Genomic DNA, 15,274 nt, shown 5'->3' on the forward strand with positions numbered 1-15,274 from the left:
GGCGTGATTGTTCTGGTGCAACACGTCTTATATAAGACATATAAGCGCCTTTTATTCGCGCAAAATCAAACACTTGAGGCGCATGTTCCATGATGCGGAACGCCATTTCTCCTTTCGAGAGAAACAAGGTTTCTTGATTTGACGCACTTTCCATCGCATGAAATGATGATTTCACATGGTGGAAAGCGCACCAGTATCAGGCGAGCTTTTGCTTGGCCACCAGCACACCATCCGCATCCGCATAGATCCAGTCGCCGGGGCACACTGCGACGCCAGCAATCTGCACATTCACATCGCGCTTGCCGACGCCGTCACGCGCACTACGCTGGGGATGCGTCGCCAAGGCCATGATGCCGACGTCGCACTCCGCCAGCTCCGCGCTATCGCGCACGCAGCCATCGACAATCACGCCTGCCCAGCCGTTGTTCTGCGCCAGCAGGCCAAGCTGGCCGCCGACAAGCGCCCGGCGCAGGCTGCCGCCGCCATCGATTACCAGCACCCTGCCCCCGCCCTGGGTTTCGAGGGTCGCACGCACCAGCGCATTATCCTCATGCACTTTCAGCGTCGCAGCCGGCCCGGAAAACTTGGCTCGCTTGCCGAAGTGGCGGAAGAATGGAGACAGGACTTGCAGGCTGCCGTCGTCCAGCATCGCAGGATTGTCGTCACAAAGGTCTGTCGTGGCAAAACTCATGGCATTACTCGCGGTTATGGAAGATGACACGACTATATCAGGCTGCAACGTTGGCGGTGGCGCGGGTACGGCTGCCAACGCCGGTCGCGGTAGCGATGGCCAGCAGCAGGAAAAAGGCGATGCCGGCGAAGACGTACTGCGGCTTGCCTGCGTCCATCATCAGGCCGAATAGCAGAGGCCCGACCGACAGGCCGCTATCCAGGCCGGAATACACCACGCCGTACACGCGGCCCGTGGCATTCTTCGGCGCTGCGGCGCGGATCATCAAGTCGCGCGATGGTCCTGCAATGCCGGAGAAAAAGCCGACCAGCGCCATCAAGGCTACGGCACCCCAAGCGGGAACCACCGCCATGCCAAGCAGCAGGGCCAGGACGGCGGCCAGCGCGAAGGCGGCGGCAATGGTACGGTCGTGGTTCTTGCGCCCAGCACCGAGGAAGCCGCCCAGCATCATGCCAACCGCGGACGCCAGCATATAGGCCGTGAAGGCGCTGGTCGCCATCGCCAGCGACATGCCGTACAGCTTGACCAGTCCGGTCGAGGCGAAACTCTGGATGCCGCCCAACGCCAGCGCAGTCAGGAAGAAGAAGCCAAAGCACATCCACACCGAAGGCAGTCGCAGGAAATCAAACGAGCCGCCCTGCCGCGCGCCGGCGGCGTGATGAATGACAGGATCAGGGCGCAAGGCTGCGCGGTTCCACCACAGGATCGCCAGCACGATCGCGGGCAGCGCTGCAGCCGACAGCAAGGCGGTACGCCAATCCGTGGCACTGGCCACGCCAGTCAGGAACAGCGGCGCGGCAGCCCAGCCAATGCTGCCGCTGATGCCATGCACGGAAAAACCATGCGCCAGGCGGTCGCGCGACACGCGCTGGTTGAGGATCGTGTAGTCCGCCGGGTGGAAGATGCTGTTGCCCATGCCCGCCATCAGCGCGCCCGCCACCAGGCCGGCATAATTCTGGGCATTCGACAGCACCAGCGCCGATACCCCTAGCATCGCCATGCCTGAAAACAGCACGCGGCGCGCGCCGACCCGGTCCACCACAAAGCCGGCCAGGGCCTGGCCAATGCCCGACACCACAAAGAACACCGTCATCAGCAAGGCCAGCTCCGAGTAGCTCAGGCCGAAAGCCGTCTTCAGCCAGGGAAACAGGGCAGCCAGGATCAGGTGATAGAAATGCGAGACGCCATGCGCCAGCCCGACCAGGCCGATCACGCGGGCATCCGTGCGTAAGGTTTGCTTATCCATTCTGTGCCTCATTCGTATAAAGAATGGAAACATTTTAGAAAAACATCGCCCGTCTGTTTTGAGCTAGGATGACATCATTTATCGCAAAACCGCCATCCCATGCCGATCAAGATCGTCACCCATACCGGCCCGCACGAAAGCCGCCGTGAGCCGAGCGCCGTGCAGCCTGTCACCATGATCGCCCGCGACCTGGTCAGCGAACGGTCACTGCAGGCGCATACCCACGACTGCGCCCAACTGACCCTGGCGCTGGAGGGCGTCATCCGCGTGAATGCGATGGACAGCAGCTGGATCGTGCCGCCGCAGCGCGCCATCTGGACCGCCGCCAATGTCGAGCACTCGCTGAGCGTGATCGAAACCGCGCGCCTGCGCCCGGTCTACGTCGTGTCGTCTTACGACCCCTTCCCCGGTGAACCGTGCAAGGTGCTCGAAGTCTCGCCGCTGCTGCGCGAGCTGGTCGTGGCACTGGAGCTGGAAGATCCGGAGGTCCCGACCCACCGCTCCCAGCTGCTCTGCAAGCTGATCCTGGACGAATTGCCGCACCTGGCCACGCGTCCGATCCGCGTCCCCATGCCGCGCGACAAGCGACTGAAAAGCCTGTGCGATGCCCTGCTCGCCGATCCGGGCGCAACGCACACTCTGGAAGAATGGGCAAGCAAGGCTGGCGCATCGGAGCGCACGCTGGCGCGCCTGTTTGAAAAGGAACTGGGCATGAGTTTCGGCCAGTGGCGCCAGCAGGCCCGGCTCGCACATGCCGCGCCGATGATTTCCAGCGGCATGCCCTTGTCGCAGGTCGCCGATGCGCTGGGCTATTCAAGCCAGTCCGCCTTCACCGCCATGTTCCGCAAGACCTTCGGCTGCCCGCCTACCGAGTTTTTCAACACCCGCATCTGATAAAAATCAAACCTGCTGTCGATGGCCTCCCGGCCGCGCTTGCCTGCCCGCGTTTGCGCTGCCTACACTCACTTCGGAGACGCGGACTGGTGGCGCGACGCGGTCTCGGCGTCGAGCATCTCCCGCAGCCTCACGAACAAAGGCGCCGTAGCTGTGTGCTTGCGGCCGTACCCCAGGTTGAAGGCATAGTCGAAATCGGGCGGATTATCGCCCTGGTTGTGCTGGAGGATGGTTTCCAGCTTGTCGAAGGCTTTCACCGCCTGGGCTTCTGGCGTGGCGGCGGCTTCATACTCGTCCCACAGGGCAATGATTTCCGCGCGCAGTGGCGGGTCGAGGTCGCGCGTCAGGGTATGCAAGTCTTCGCGTTCCTGCGCTGACTTGCCGGGATGGGCGTGTTGGTGGATCGCAGGAATGTCGCCATGGATCGCTTCGCCGAGGTCGTGCACGATGCACAGCTTCAGCACGCGGGCGAGATCCAGCCCAGGCAGTTCGTCGGCGAACACCAGCGCCATCAGCGCCAGCCGCCAACTATGCTCGGCGGTGCTTTCCGGCCGTCCGGTCGAAGTGAAACCGCTGCGCAGGACGCTCTTCAGCCGTTCCGCTTCGCGCAGGAATTCCAGCCGGCCCGCCAACATTGACTCATTCATGGTGTGCTCCTGTCAGAGCCACGAGTTTACGCAATTTGGAGGTTGTATGTCACCAGGATTCAAGCTGCTAGATAAATGGTGGCAATGGCTGCTGGTCTATCCCGGACTGGCCATTGCCCTTATCCCTGTCGTCACCGATTATCTCAAGTCCAGTGAAGGCGACAAACAGTTCGCACTCTGGACCAGGAATATCAGCTGCGTCGAGGCGCCCTTCGCCGGCGTCGTGAACGAATTCAATGTGCAGACCTCGGCCACGATCTGCAAATCGGGCGATGTCCTGGTCCGGTTTATCGGCCCCGGCGACAAGCGGGCCTACCGCTGGGTGCCGGTGGAGCTATTCGGCCTGCGCAGCGCAGGCAGCTTCAGCCTGATCGGCAATGCAATGGCCCAGGCGCCACGGGCGCGCCAGCGTGAAGAGATCATCTGTCAATGGACGCTGCCCAACGGCTGGGTCATTCGCAGGGTGAAGATCAACGACAGCTGTTTTGAAGAACAGATATGGGGCGCCACGGGTGAAGTCAAGGGGCGGCGGTCAGTCGACTGCCGCGCCCCTTGCCGCTGAGCTCAAGCCTTGCGGAAGGCCAGCTCGTTGCCCTCGGCATCGATGCGGATCGTGTCTTTCGGCCCAAAGCGGCCTTCCAGGATCAGTTTCGACAACGGATTTTCGATCTGCTGCTGCACCGCGCGCTTCAGCGGACGCGCACCGTACACCGGGTCGTAGCCCGCCTCGGCGATCTTCTGCAGGGCCGCGTCGGTGACTTCCATCCCCATGTCCATGCGCTTCAGGCGCTGCTCCAGGATCTGCAGCTGGATGCGGGCAATCGAACCGATATGCTTGTCGTCCAGGCCGTGGAACACCACGATCTCGTCGATCCGGTTGATGAACTCCGGACGGAAGTGGCCACGCACCTCGGCCATCACCGCCAGCTTCACCACTGCCGGATCGGATTCGTCCAGCGACTGGATCTTCTGCGAGCCCAGGTTCGAGGTCATGATCACCACCGTGTTCTTGAAGTCCACGGTGCGGCCCTGCCCGTCCGTCATGCGGCCGTCATCCAGCACTTGCAGCAGCACGTTGAACACGTCCGGGTGCGCTTTCTCGATCTCGTCCAGCAGGATCACGCTGTAAGGCTTGCGGCGCACGGCTTCGGTCAGGTAGCCGCCCTCGTCGTAACCCACATAGCCTGGCGGCGCGCCGATCAGGCGGGCCACCGAATGCTTCTCCATGAATTCGCTCATGTCGATGCGGATCAGCGATTCCTCCGAATCGAACAGGAAGTTCGCCAGCGCCTTGGTCAGCTCGGTCTTGCCGACGCCGGTCGGGCCGAGGAACATGAAGGAGCCGTACGGACGGTTCGGGTCCGACAGGCCGGCGCGCGAACGTCGGATGGCGTCGGCCACCGCGCTGATCGCTTCGTCCTGTCCCACCACGCGCTCGTGCAGCTTCTCTTCGATGTGCAGCAGCTTGTCGCGCTCGCCCTGCATCATGCGCGACACGGGAATGCCGGTCGCGCGCGATACCACCTCGGCGATTTCCTCCGCCCCGACCTGGGTGCGCAGCAGCTTCGGCTTGTCGCCCGCCTGCTCGGCGGCGCCGGCGGCTTCGGCCTGCTTCAGTTGCGACTCCAGCTCCGGCAGCTTGCCGTACTGGAGCTCGGACACGCGCTGCCAGTTGGAAGCGCGGGTCGCCTCTTCCATCTGCTGCTTGATGCGTTCGATTTCCTCCTTGATGTGGGTAGTGCCTTGCACATTGGCTTTTTCAGCCTTCAGCACTTCCTCGTAATCGTTGTATTCGCGCTGCAGCTTGGCGATTTCATCGTCCAGCAGTTGCAGGCGGGCGCGCGAGCCTTCGTCCTTTTCGCGCTTGACCGCTTCCTTCTCGATCTTGAGCTGGATCAGGCGGCGTTCGAGCTTGTCCATCACCTCCGGCTTGGAGTCGATCTCGATCTTGATCTTGGACGCGGCTTCGTCGATCAGATCGATCGCCTTGTCGGGCAGGAAGCGGTCGGTGATGTAGCGGTGCGACAGCTCCGCCGCCGCGATGATCGCCGGGTCGGTGATCTCCACCTTGTGGTGCAGCTCGTACTTGTCCTGCAAACCGCGCAGGATGGCGATGGTGGCCTCCACGCTTGGCTCGTCGACCAGGATCTTTTGGAAGCGGCGCTCCAGCGCGGCATCCTTTTCGATGTATTTGCGGTATTCGTCGAGCGTGGTCGCGCCGAGGCAATGCAGTTCGCCGCGCGCCAGCGCAGGCTTCAGCATATTGCCGGCGTCCATGGCGCCTTCGGCCTTGCCGGCGCCGACCATGGTGTGCAGCTCGTCGATGAAGACGATGGTCTGGCCCTCGTCCTGCGCCAGCTCCTTCAGCACGGATTTCAGGCGCTCCTCGAACTCGCCGCGGTACTTGGCGCCGGCCAGCAGGGCCGCCATGTCCAGCGACAGCACGCGCTTGCCGCGCAGGGAGTCCGGCACCTCATTGTTGACGATGCGCTGGGCCAGGCCTTCCACGATGGCGGTCTTGCCCACGCCCGGTTCACCGATCAGCACGGGGTTGTTCTTGGTACGGCGCTGCAGCACCTGGATGGCGCGGCGGATCTCGTCGTCGCGGCCGATCACCGGGTCCAGCTTGCCCATGCGGGCGCGCTCGGTCAGGTCGAGGGTGTATTTTTTGAGGGCTTCACGCTGGCCTTCCGCTTCCTGCGAATCGACCTTGGCGCCGCCGCGCACGGCGTCGATGGCGGTTTCCAGGGCTTTGCGCTGCAGGCCGTTCTCGCGTGCCAGCTTGCCGGCGTCGCCCTTGTCTTCAGCAATTGCCAGCAGCACCATTTCGCTGGAAACGAACTGGTCGCCGCGCTTCTGGGTTTCGCGGTCGGCCTGGTTCAGCATATTGACGAACTCGCGGCTGACCGTCACGTCGCCGCCGGACACCTTGGGCATGCGCTCCAGCGCATGCTTCAACGCCTGGGCCAGCCCGCCGACATTCACGCCGGCGCGCTGCAGCAGCGAGCGCGCGCCGCCGTCTTCCTGGTTCAACAGGGCCAGCAGCAGGTGTGCGGGTTCAATGTATTGGTTGTCGTTGCCGACGGCCAGGCTCTGGGCATCGGCGAGTGCTTCTTGCAGTTTTGTTGTGAGTTTGTCTTGGCGCATTTCAAACGCTCCTGATGAATTGTCAAGGACAACATGAGGATGCGTTGTTACATTTCAAGACCACTTCTTTAACGCATCGTCGTCGCTCGTGCGTGCATCAACCCAGCGGGCGCCCTCGGGCGTCTGTTCCTTCTTCCAGAACGGCGCCTCGGTCTTGAGGTAATCGATAATAAATTCACAAGCCGAGAAGGCCTCGCCCCGGTGCGGTGACGTGACCGCCACCAGCACGATCTGGTCCATGGGCTTGAGCGGCCCGACGCGATGAATGACCAGCGCACCATAGATCGGCCAGCGGGCCTTGGCCTGGTCGATAATGGCCTGGATCGACTGCTCGGTCATGCCCGGGTAATGCTCCAGCTCCATTTCGGCAACCGCGGCGCCCTCGTTCAGGTCGCGCACCGTGCCAACGAAGCTGACTATAGCGCCAACCTTGGCGTTCCCGGCGCGCAGTTGCGCCACTTCATGCGACAGGTCGAAATCTTCTTCCTGGATGCTTACTTCGCTCATTTACCCTCCGCCCCGGTCTTGCGGAACAGCTGCTCGATGCGGCTGGCAGTACGTGCGTCCGCCAGTGCGGGCATGGCACACAAGGCAAGGAACTGGGCGGCGTGGCTGGCCGGCTTCTGGCCGGACTTGAGGGAGGATTGCAACACTTCTACCTGCATTTTCAATCGGTCTTTCGCAAATTCGGCGCCGCTGTCGATGCCGGCCATGATTTCGAGGCGCAGCACTTCGGACAGCAGGCGTTGACGGTTGGTTTCCAGTTGGCCGGCGTAGGCGGAGCGCGCAGCAGCGCCCTCCCCGGCTGCTTTCAGCGCGGCGTCGAAGCGGGCGCGCAAGGTGCGCTCCTGCTCGGCCGGCAGGGCTGCCAGGGATTGCCAACGATTGTTCCAGTCGGCGCTGTCGATTTCGCCGGCTCCGGCCAGCGCGCTTTCCAGTGCCTGTGCCAAGCGCAGCTTTTCACGCAGGGCGTTGGCTTGTGCCGCGCCGGCGCGCTTGCGGATGGCGTCAGCCTGCGCTTGCAAGGCGCCGACGGCGGCGCGGTAGCGCTGGTCGATCTTCTGCTCGCTGGCGCGCGGCACCACGCCGGAAGCATGCCATGCGGCGGCAGCATCTTTCAGGGCCTTGCCGATGGCCGCCAGGACGGCCTTGTCGTCGCCTTCGAAGGCCGCCGACTCGAGGCCGGCGCAAATCGCTTCGCGCGCGTGCAAGTGGGCCTTGCGTTCGTGGTCCGCTGCGTGGGCGTGTTCCTTGCGCCTGGCGAAAATCTGGTCGCAGGCGGCACGGAATTTCTGCCACAAAGCCTGCTCGGTCTTGCGCTCCAGCGGCAAGGCGCGGGCATGGCCCTGCCAGGACTCCTGCAGGCGGCGCAAGGTGTCGATGGTGTGGCGGTCCAGCGGATTGAGCTTGCCCACCTCTTCGATCAATTGCTCGCGGCGCGCCACTTCGATCTTGCGCTGCGACTCGAGGGGCGCCATCAGCGCGTCCATCGCCTTGCTGAAGGCCGCGTCCAGCCGTTTCTTGTCCTTGCGGTCGATCGTACCCAGGCGGCTCCAGGCCTGGCGCAGGCGTTGCGTCGACGATGCCAGGCTGCGCCAGTCGTGCGTGTGCGGCAGGTTGCCAGAGGCCGATTCCTCGCGGTCGACCTGGGCGCCGCCCGCAGCCTCCAGTTGCGCGCTGTCCTTGGCGATCAGGGCATTTGCCTCGTCGACCAATTGTTGCGCTTTCGCCGCATTAGCGTGGCGCTCGTCGGCCAGGTGCTTGAAGTGGGCGGCGGCTGGAGCGTATGCGGCGGTGCAGGCGGCGTCGAATTTTTCCCACAAGGACTTGGGCGCGGCGCCGGATACGCCGTCCAGCGCCTTCCAGCGTTCGCGCATGCTGCCGACCTTCTTGGCCAGCTCGCTCATCCCCAGGCCCTCGGCAGGCAGGCTTTCGACGGCGTGCACCAGCTCTTCACGCGAGACATTGCCGCCCCAGCGCGCCCAGTCGCCCAGGCGCTTGAAGTCGGCCCGCGCATGGGCCAGGCGCTCGGCCTGGGCTGGCGACAGGCGGCCGGTCTTGCTTTCCTTCAGGGTTTTATCGTGCTCTGCGGCAATGTGGAGCTGGCCTTGCGCCAGTGCGGTTTCCATCGCTTCGACCAGGTCCATGAACTGGCGGTTGGCTTCCTGCTCGGCGGGCGATGGCTTGTGTTTTTCCTTTGGTGGGCGCGGCGGGCGGGCGGCCAGCGCATCGTGGCCGTCGGCGTGCGTGACGGCCTCGCTATGCGGCGGTACCGGCGGCGCGCTGGCGCCAGGCGCCGGAGCGGCATCGTCCACTGCGCTTGCTGCGGCGCCCTTGGCGGGGACGCGTTCGGCCTCGGCGGCCTCGGCGGCCACTGCTGCCGCTGGCGCGGCGGCGGGCGGTGCGGCCGGCTGCTGCGCGGCGCGTTCCGCAGCCAGGGCAGCATCGAAATCGTTCAGCAGGTGGCGCGGCAGCGATCCGCGCTCGGGCGAGGCCAGGTGTGCCGCATGTTCGCTGGCCAGGCGCTCCAGTTCGACGGAATCGGGATGCTTGCGCAAGGCTGCCAGCGCATCGATCATCGCTCGCTGCAGGGAGACCTGTGCTTCGAGGCGTTCGCCCAGCGCATCGCGGATATGGGTAAATTCAGCCGCAGCAGACGGCGCGGCATCGACCACCTTCCATTGACGGTCCAGGTCAGCCACCAGATTGGGCGTCAACTTTTCATCAGCCAACAAGCGCTGCGCCAGAGCAATACAGGCCTGCGCCTGCTTCTGTTCGGCCTGCACATGGCGGATGGCGTCCAGGCGTCCTTGCACCAACTTGGCCACCCGGCGGTCCGAGTTGCGCACCGCCTGCTGCACTTTCTCCAGCGCCGCCTGCGAGACGACGTGTTCGGCTGCCGCCAGCCGCACGTCGGCAAATTCACTGTTCAGGATGAGCTCGACCGCAGCAGCCTCGTCGCCCGCAAGGTTGCGGGCCAGCTCGGCTTGCGCCGCGCGGCGTTCTGCGGGAGTGCCGAGCGGCGCCTGCGACCCGCCCGGGCTCGGCTGGCCGGCAACGCTGGCCTGGCTGGCCTGCTGCTTGAAAAGGAACTCAAACATAGTTGTGCTATGAATGGATCAAAACCACCATCATAGCGCAGCGCCGCCCGGCAGGGGCGGCGAATGCAGGCATGGCGTGTTCAGGCCGTGTCCGCAGCGGCGCGATGGGCCAAACGCGTGCGCCGGTGGTAGCGCAGCTTCGGCACAGGAACCACGAGCTCGTCTTCGCTGCGCAGGGAGGCACGCACCTGCTTGGCTTCCAACAAGGCTTTCCTGTCTTTTTCGGCGGAGGCCGGCACGCGGCGCGCTTCCACCACTTGAGCATCATGGGCCAGGAATTTGTTCGCGATATCGAACCAGGCTTCGCCGCCAATGGTGGCGCGGGCAATCGCAAACAATTCCTTTTCCTCTTTCTCCAGGCGCTGCAACAGCACCGTGCAGAAAGTCTCGATCGATTCGCAGATCTCCGTCACTTGCTGTTCGCTGTACTCCACCGCCGAGTCGAGTTCAGCCTGCAACCGCCGGATCACCGACAAGGCAGACTGGTTCAGCCGGCTCAGCTCGTCGAGCAGCTGGTTGGCCTGTTCCGTCGCATTTTGCAGGGCCGGAATCAGGTACAGCTCGATCTTGCGCCAATGGCAGGCCTGGTACAGGCGCTCCAGGGTTTCGCAAGCATATTCAAGCTGGGAGAGCGTCAGGCGCTGTTGCCGCAACAGCGTCGATTGCACGTATTTTTGAAACGACAGCAGGCTAAGGCGCACGTTAGCCTGTTCAACGGAAAGCGCAACTAATGTATATGTGGCCGTTAACATTCTTGCTCCCAAATATCGCTACGCGGAAACGGAAGTACAAGTGTAAATTAGCCCGACAGGTTCACTTTGACGTACATCAAGGTAACGCCATTCGCCCTCCACAATTTAGGAGGTTTTCAAATCCAGCGCAAGGCGAAGATCAACCATACCAGCTTCTCGCGACGCCGTCACTGTTCCGCCAAATCTTCGCATCAGTTGTTGCATTCCGATATTCTCCGACAGGGCTTCGCCCGTGATTTCGCGCGTCCCGCGGCTGCCGAAATAGTCAAGCAATTTCTGGAACAGGATATTTCCCAATCCTTTGCCTTTCAGATCGGAACGCACGATGATCGCGAACTCCGCTTTCTGGTTGTCCGGGTCGGCTACCGCGCGCACCACGCCCAGTGTCTCCGGCTGGCCATCGGCGCCGGTGCGGGTGGCGATGAAGGCCATGGCGCGGTCGTAGTCGATCTGGGTCAGGCGCGCAAGCTGGGTCGGCGGCAATTCCTTCATCGCCGAGAAAAAACGCAGGCGCACATCGTCGGGGTCGAGCTGGCTGAAAAAGCGCACGTGGGCCGGGGCATCTTCCGGCCGGATCGGGCGCAGCAACAGGGCGGCGCCCTGCCACTGGATTTCCTGCTCCAGCTCTTGCGGATAGGGGCGGATCGCCATGCTGCTTTCGGCGCGGCGCGGGCCCAGCGCGGCCCGTGCGGCATGCACCTGCAGCACGCCGTCCACCACGGTGACTGAGTCGATTTCCAGCGCGGCGATTTCGCCGATGTCGGCCACCAGTTCGGCCACATGCACCAGCGCGCTGCACAGGGTTTCGCGTTCGTCGACCAGGGCGCGGCCGACGCCCGTACGCCGCAGCATGTCGCGCGCCAGCACGGTATTCAAGGGCGGCAGGCCGACGGCGCGGTCGTCCACCACGCGCCCGGCGCTGCCGCCCAGGCCAACGCTGATGGCGGGCCCGAAGACAGGGTCGACCTGCATGGCGATGCGCAGCTGCTGCACATTGCCGCCGGCCGGCTCGCTTGCCAGCGGCAGGCCGTAGGCCGCCAGCACGGCGGCCAGGTCGGCGCGCGCCAGCTCGGCCTGGCCGGCGGCGCGCGCCGCTTCCACCAGGTTGCGCGCCGCCTGCCGCTCCGGCACCGAATGCGCGGGCACCTGGGCCGGAACCTCGATCAGCAAGGCCTGGTTGCGCGAATACTGCACCACCTGGCTGTAGGCGCGCACGGCTTTTTCGGGCGTGTCGTAGGTCGGCAGGCCGGCATCGGCGAAGACCTGCCGCGCGCCGGCCACCGAGGCGCCGCCCAGCCAGCAGGAGAGCACGCTGCGGCCGCTCTGGCGCAGCAAGGGCGCCAAGGCCTGCGCCACGCCGGTGCTGGCTGCGGCCGACGATGGCGCGTGCACCACCAGCAATGCATCGGCGCCCGGGTCGGCCAGCAAGGCGCTGGCTACGGCGGCATGGCGTTCGGCACTGGCTTCGCCGCCGATGTCGATCGGGTTGGCCAGCAGCAGCCCGGGCGGCAGCTCGTTGCGCAGGCGCTTGCCGGTATCGGGCGAGAATTGCGCCAGCTTGCCGTGCACGTATTGCAGCGCGTCGGCGGCAAGCTTGCCGGTGCCGCTGCCGTTGCTCATGATGGCCAGGCGCGTGCCGCGCGTGGGCCTTGCGCGCGCCACCGTTTCGACCGCGTCGAACAGGTCGGCCGAGGAATACACGCGCAGCATGCCGGCGCGGCGGATCACGGCGTCGTACACCTTGTCGTCGCCGCTACGGCCGGCCTTCAGCACCACGACCGGCTTGCCGCGCGCCGCCAGCCGCGCGGCGGAAATGAATTTGCGGGCGCAGCTCACCGATTCGATGTGCATGATGATGGCGCTCGTGTCATCGTCCGCCGCCAGGTAGTCCAGCATGTCGCCCAGGTCGATATCGCCGCCCTCCACCACCGATACCACGCGCGAGAAGCCGATGCCGTGCAGCTGTGCCCAGTCCAGCACCGCCGTCATCACGGTCGCCGACTGGGAAATGAAGGCGGTCTTGCCCGGCTTGGCGCCGGCGTGGGCGGCACTGGCGTTCAGGCCCGCCAGCGGCGCCAGCAGGCCGATGCCGCCAGGGCCGAGGATGCGCAGCAGGTATGGGCGCGCCGCCCGCATGATCTGCTGGCCGATGGTAGCGCTGACCGGCGTCAGGATGATGGCGCCGCGCGTGCCGCGGGCGCCCAGGTCGGCGATCAGGGCCGGGACAGTTTCGGGCGGCGTGCAGATGATGGCCAGGTCCGGCGCGCGCGGCAGGGCCGACAGGCGCGGGTAGCATGGAATGCCGCGCAGCTGCTCGTATTTAGGATTGACGGGCCAGATCGCGCCGGCAAAGCCGCTTTCCGCCATGTTGTTCATCACCTGGGTACCCATGCGGTCGGGCCGCAGCGAGGCGCCGAAAATGGCCACCGAACCGGGGTCGAACAGGCTGTCCATATTCCTGATGCTCATGGCGGCTTTCCCTTACCAGCGTGAATAGTGGTCCTCGGTCACGCCTGCCAGTTGCGTGACGATGCGTTTCGGCCCTTCCGGCTCGCTGCGTACCCAGCCGCTGAAGTGGCCCACCGGCTGGATGTAGCGGCTGGCAGCTACCAGCAGGTTGCGGTCCTGGCGGCGCGCGCCGTCGGGGGTAAAGAACAGCTCCAGCTGGTCGTCTTCGGTGAAGATGTGCCAGCGCTGCATGGGGTCGTGCGGGTCGAAGATGAAATGCGCAGGAGCCAGCGGCACCACTTCGCCATCGATCCAGAGCGCATTTTCGTGGCCGCCGAAATAGCCCGATTGCAGGTTGAAGCCCATTTCCAGGTTGTGCCCGGAGGCCCAGCGCCACGAAGTTTCACGTGCCAGCAGGCCGTTCGAATAATCGAAGCTGGCCACGCCTCCATCGAGCTTGTATTGGTCGCGGAAGGTGCGTATTTCACCGTTCAAAGGCATGCCGGGCGACTTCTGCGTGCCGTGCAGCGCCCCGCCCGCCACCGGCCCTGTCGCCAGCAGCAGCGGCGCGATCGGCGGCCCGAATTCTGCGTCGATCTCCATGTAGGGGCAGCGCAAGGCCAACTGGAAGCGTTCGCCTTCCAGCGGTTCGATGCTGACCTGGGCGCTGCGCGTGCGGAACCAGCTTGCCGCGCCGGCGTGCTCGCCGACGCCGACCGACATCCGGCCCGGCAGGCCGTCTTGCGAGAAGTTGGCCATCATATCGTTGTCGTTGCGATCGAAGGCGTAGGCGAAGCAGGTGCTGGTCCAGCCCAGGTCGACGATGGCAACTGCCGCCATCACCTGCTCCGAAACCAGCGAGACGTAATGCCATTTCTTGTGATGGAAGCGGCGCCACAGTCTGCCGCGCGCATGCTCGCCAGCCAGCAAATGCCAGTCGAAAGATTGCGTCGCGCCGGAAAAGCGGCCCAGCAAGGGCTTGCCGTCGGTGCCCACCACGCGTTGCGGCGCCGGGGCGAGCTTCATTGTTCGACTCCCTGGCCGTCCAGCTCCGCCTGCAGCGTGGCGGCGAATCCGGGCGGCTCGCTGGCCTGCACCTGCACCTGCGGGCAGCCATGCCAGTTGGCCAGGCGCTGCACCGCGCCGGCAACGTCGCGCACGAAGCGCTCGCTGACGCGGGCGCCCGGCTCCAGCACCAGTTTTTTCAGTTCGAACGTGCCGCCGCGGCGATGCGCCTTGGCGTCGATGCGGCCCACTAGTGCGCCGCGGCGCAGGATAGGCAGCGTGAAGTAGCCGTAGCGGCGCTTTTCGGCTGGCGTATAGCACTCAAGCCGGTAATCGAAGTCGAACAGGTCCAGGGCGCGGCGGCGGTCCCACACTACCGGGTCGAAAGGCGACAGGATGGTGGTGAGCGTCGGCGACAGGCTGCCTTCGGCTGCCGCTTGCGCCAGGTCCGCCAGGTCGTGGTGGATGTACACCGGGTCTTTCCATCCGTCGACGCGGGCGCGCAGCAGCAAGCCTTCCTCGGCCAGCGCTTCGAGGTCGGGACGCGGCGGCTTGGTGCGGTAGTAATCGGCCACCCAGGCGCTGCGCGCAAGACCCAGGGCGCGCACCGATTTCAGCGCCAGTTCGCGCCGGGTTTCATCCATGCCGGGCATGCGGCTGTCGTCCCAATCCGGCAGCACGCGCTCGGCCAGGTCGTACACGCGCTGGAAATTCTGGCGCCGCGCGATCATCAGCTCGCCGGCGGTGAACAGCACTTCCAGCGAGCGCTTCTCCGGCTTCCATTCCCACCATCCGCCGCCCTTGCCGTCGGTACGCTCGAAATCGGCGGAGCGCACCGGCCCATTGCTGCGGATATGCTGCAGCACGCGCTCGACGTCGGCGCGCCGTTCCTTCATCCACTGCGCCGAATACTTCCATCCCATCGCGCTCGGATCGACCATGCGATGGCGCAGCAGGCGGTAATCTTCGATCGGCACGAAGCACGCTTCATGCGCCCAGTATTCGAACAGCGCCCCTTCGGCCAGGTGCTCTTCCAGCCAGGGCTGGGGATAGTCGCCCAGGCGGCTCCACAACACCAGGTAGGGGCTGCGCGCCACCACATGGATGGTGTCGATCTGCAGCACGCCCATGCTGCGGATCGCTTCCAGCACGTCGCCTTTCTGCGCCTTGCGCCGGCGCGGTTGCAGCAGGCCTTGCGCAGCCAGGTGCAAGGCACGTGCCGCGGCGAGGGAGAGATTCAGTTCGGTCAAGACTCGATTCCTGTAGGGTGTGAACGCCTATTCTAATAGCGAATTGACAGTATTTCTTGGCATTTTGCGAATGATGGTGGCTGCCAGGCAGCA

At 64.8% G+C, this 15,274-nt stretch carries 12 protein-coding genes; 2 read left to right on the forward strand and 10 right to left on the reverse strand.

The annotated features are described in order from the left end of the window. Positions 1-196 precede the first annotated feature (196 nt). Complete coding sequence (gene rraA / locus ACN9MU_RS21645) at positions 197-691, reverse strand: ribonuclease E activity regulator RraA (protein ID WP_426343440.1); 495 nt, start codon at positions 689-691, stop codon at positions 197-199. Between the two features lie 37 nt (positions 692-728). After that, the gene (locus ACN9MU_RS21650; protein WP_426162495.1) at positions 729-1,937 is read right to left on the reverse strand and encodes an MFS transporter; all 1,209 of its coding nucleotides are present in this window, start codon (positions 1,935-1,937) and stop codon (positions 729-731) included. 99 nt (positions 1,938-2,036) lie between these two features. Between ACN9MU_RS21650 and ACN9MU_RS21655 the strand changes: the two genes are divergently transcribed. Further along, entirely contained in the window at positions 2,037-2,831 is a 795-nt protein-coding gene (locus ACN9MU_RS21655) for an AraC family transcriptional regulator (RefSeq protein WP_426162496.1), read from the forward strand. A 68-nt stretch (positions 2,832-2,899) separates the two neighbouring features. On the opposite strand, the gene ACN9MU_RS21660 is transcribed toward ACN9MU_RS21655, so the two are convergent. Further along, positions 2,900-3,478, reverse strand: coding sequence for an HD domain-containing protein (locus ACN9MU_RS21660; protein ID WP_426318533.1), 579 nt, complete (start codon positions 3,476-3,478; stop codon positions 2,900-2,902). Between the two features lie 46 nt (positions 3,479-3,524). Between ACN9MU_RS21660 and ACN9MU_RS21665 the strand changes: the two genes are divergently transcribed. Next, positions 3,525-4,040 (forward strand): hypothetical protein, encoded by a 516-nt coding sequence (locus ACN9MU_RS21665; protein WP_426336096.1) that lies wholly within the window; start codon positions 3,525-3,527, stop codon positions 4,038-4,040. A 2-nt stretch (positions 4,041-4,042) separates the two neighbouring features. On the opposite strand, the gene clpB is transcribed toward ACN9MU_RS21665, so the two are convergent. The 7 genes from clpB to ACN9MU_RS21700 form a co-directional block, all read right to left on the reverse strand. Continuing rightward, positions 4,043-6,625, reverse strand: coding sequence for an ATP-dependent chaperone ClpB (gene clpB, locus ACN9MU_RS21670; protein ID WP_426343441.1), 2,583 nt, complete (start codon positions 6,623-6,625; stop codon positions 4,043-4,045). A gap of 54 nt (positions 6,626-6,679) precedes the next feature. Further along, positions 6,680-7,132, reverse strand: coding sequence for a molybdopterin synthase catalytic subunit MoaE (gene moaE / locus ACN9MU_RS21675; RefSeq protein ID WP_426343442.1), 453 nt, complete (start codon positions 7,130-7,132; stop codon positions 6,680-6,682). Next, positions 7,129-9,726, reverse strand: coding sequence for a DUF349 domain-containing protein (locus ACN9MU_RS21680; protein WP_426343443.1), 2,598 nt, complete (start codon positions 9,724-9,726; stop codon positions 7,129-7,131). Before ACN9MU_RS21680 ends, moaE begins: the two co-directional genes overlap by 4 nt. Before the next feature lie 80 nt (positions 9,727-9,806). Continuing rightward, positions 9,807-10,478 (reverse strand): hemerythrin domain-containing protein, encoded by a 672-nt coding sequence (locus ACN9MU_RS21685; protein WP_426162504.1) that lies wholly within the window; start codon positions 10,476-10,478, stop codon positions 9,807-9,809. Positions 10,479-10,583: 105 nt separating this feature from the next. Further along, positions 10,584-12,947: a bifunctional acetate--CoA ligase family protein/GNAT family N-acetyltransferase gene (locus tag ACN9MU_RS21690; protein WP_426343444.1), complete on the reverse strand. Its 2,364-nt coding sequence runs from the start codon at positions 12,945-12,947 to the stop codon at positions 10,584-10,586. Between the two features lie 12 nt (positions 12,948-12,959). Beyond that, positions 12,960-13,952 carry a DUF2804 domain-containing protein gene (locus tag ACN9MU_RS21695; RefSeq protein ID WP_426162506.1) on the reverse strand — a complete coding sequence of 331 codons (993 nt, stop codon included), beginning with the start codon at positions 13,950-13,952 and terminating at the stop codon, positions 12,960-12,962. Continuing rightward, a complete protein-coding gene (locus tag ACN9MU_RS21700) occupies positions 13,949-15,181 on the reverse strand; it encodes a winged helix-turn-helix domain-containing protein (protein ID WP_426343445.1) in 1,233 nt (410 codons plus the stop codon). The genes ACN9MU_RS21695 and ACN9MU_RS21700 overlap by 4 nt, the downstream gene beginning before the upstream one ends. Positions 15,182-15,274 lie beyond the last annotated feature (93 nt).

The sequence above is a fragment of the Pseudoduganella sp. R-32 genome, from assembly GCF_049913245.1.
Taxonomy (GTDB): Bacteria; Pseudomonadota; Gammaproteobacteria; order Burkholderiales; family Burkholderiaceae_D; genus Rugamonas.

Coding starts and splice junctions, on each gene's coding strand:
- rraA (WP_426343440.1), bottom strand. CDS start 691: ATGAGTTTTGCCACGACAGACCTTTGTGACGACAATCCTGCGATGCTG.
- ACN9MU_RS21650 (WP_426162495.1), bottom strand. CDS start 1,937: ATGGATAAGCAAACCTTACGCACGGATGCCCGCGTGATCGGCCTGGTC.
- ACN9MU_RS21655 (WP_426162496.1), top strand. CDS start 2,037: ATGCCGATCAAGATCGTCACCCATACCGGCCCGCACGAAAGCCGCCGT.
- ACN9MU_RS21660 (WP_426318533.1), bottom strand. CDS start 3,478: ATGAATGAGTCAATGTTGGCGGGCCGGCTGGAATTCCTGCGCGAAGCG.
- ACN9MU_RS21665 (WP_426336096.1), top strand. CDS start 3,525: ATGTCACCAGGATTCAAGCTGCTAGATAAATGGTGGCAATGGCTGCTG.
- clpB (WP_426343441.1), bottom strand. CDS start 6,625: ATGCGCCAAGACAAACTCACAACAAAACTGCAAGAAGCACTCGCCGAT.
- moaE (WP_426343442.1), bottom strand. CDS start 7,132: ATGAGCGAAGTAAGCATCCAGGAAGAAGATTTCGACCTGTCGCATGAA.
- ACN9MU_RS21680 (WP_426343443.1), bottom strand. CDS start 9,726: ATGTTTGAGTTCCTTTTCAAGCAGCAGGCCAGCCAGGCCAGCGTTGCC.
- ACN9MU_RS21685 (WP_426162504.1), bottom strand. CDS start 10,478: ATGTTAACGGCCACATATACATTAGTTGCGCTTTCCGTTGAACAGGCT.
- ACN9MU_RS21690 (WP_426343444.1), bottom strand. CDS start 12,947: ATGAGCATCAGGAATATGGACAGCCTGTTCGACCCCGGTTCGGTGGCC.
- ACN9MU_RS21695 (WP_426162506.1), bottom strand. CDS start 13,952: ATGAAGCTCGCCCCGGCGCCGCAACGCGTGGTGGGCACCGACGGCAAG.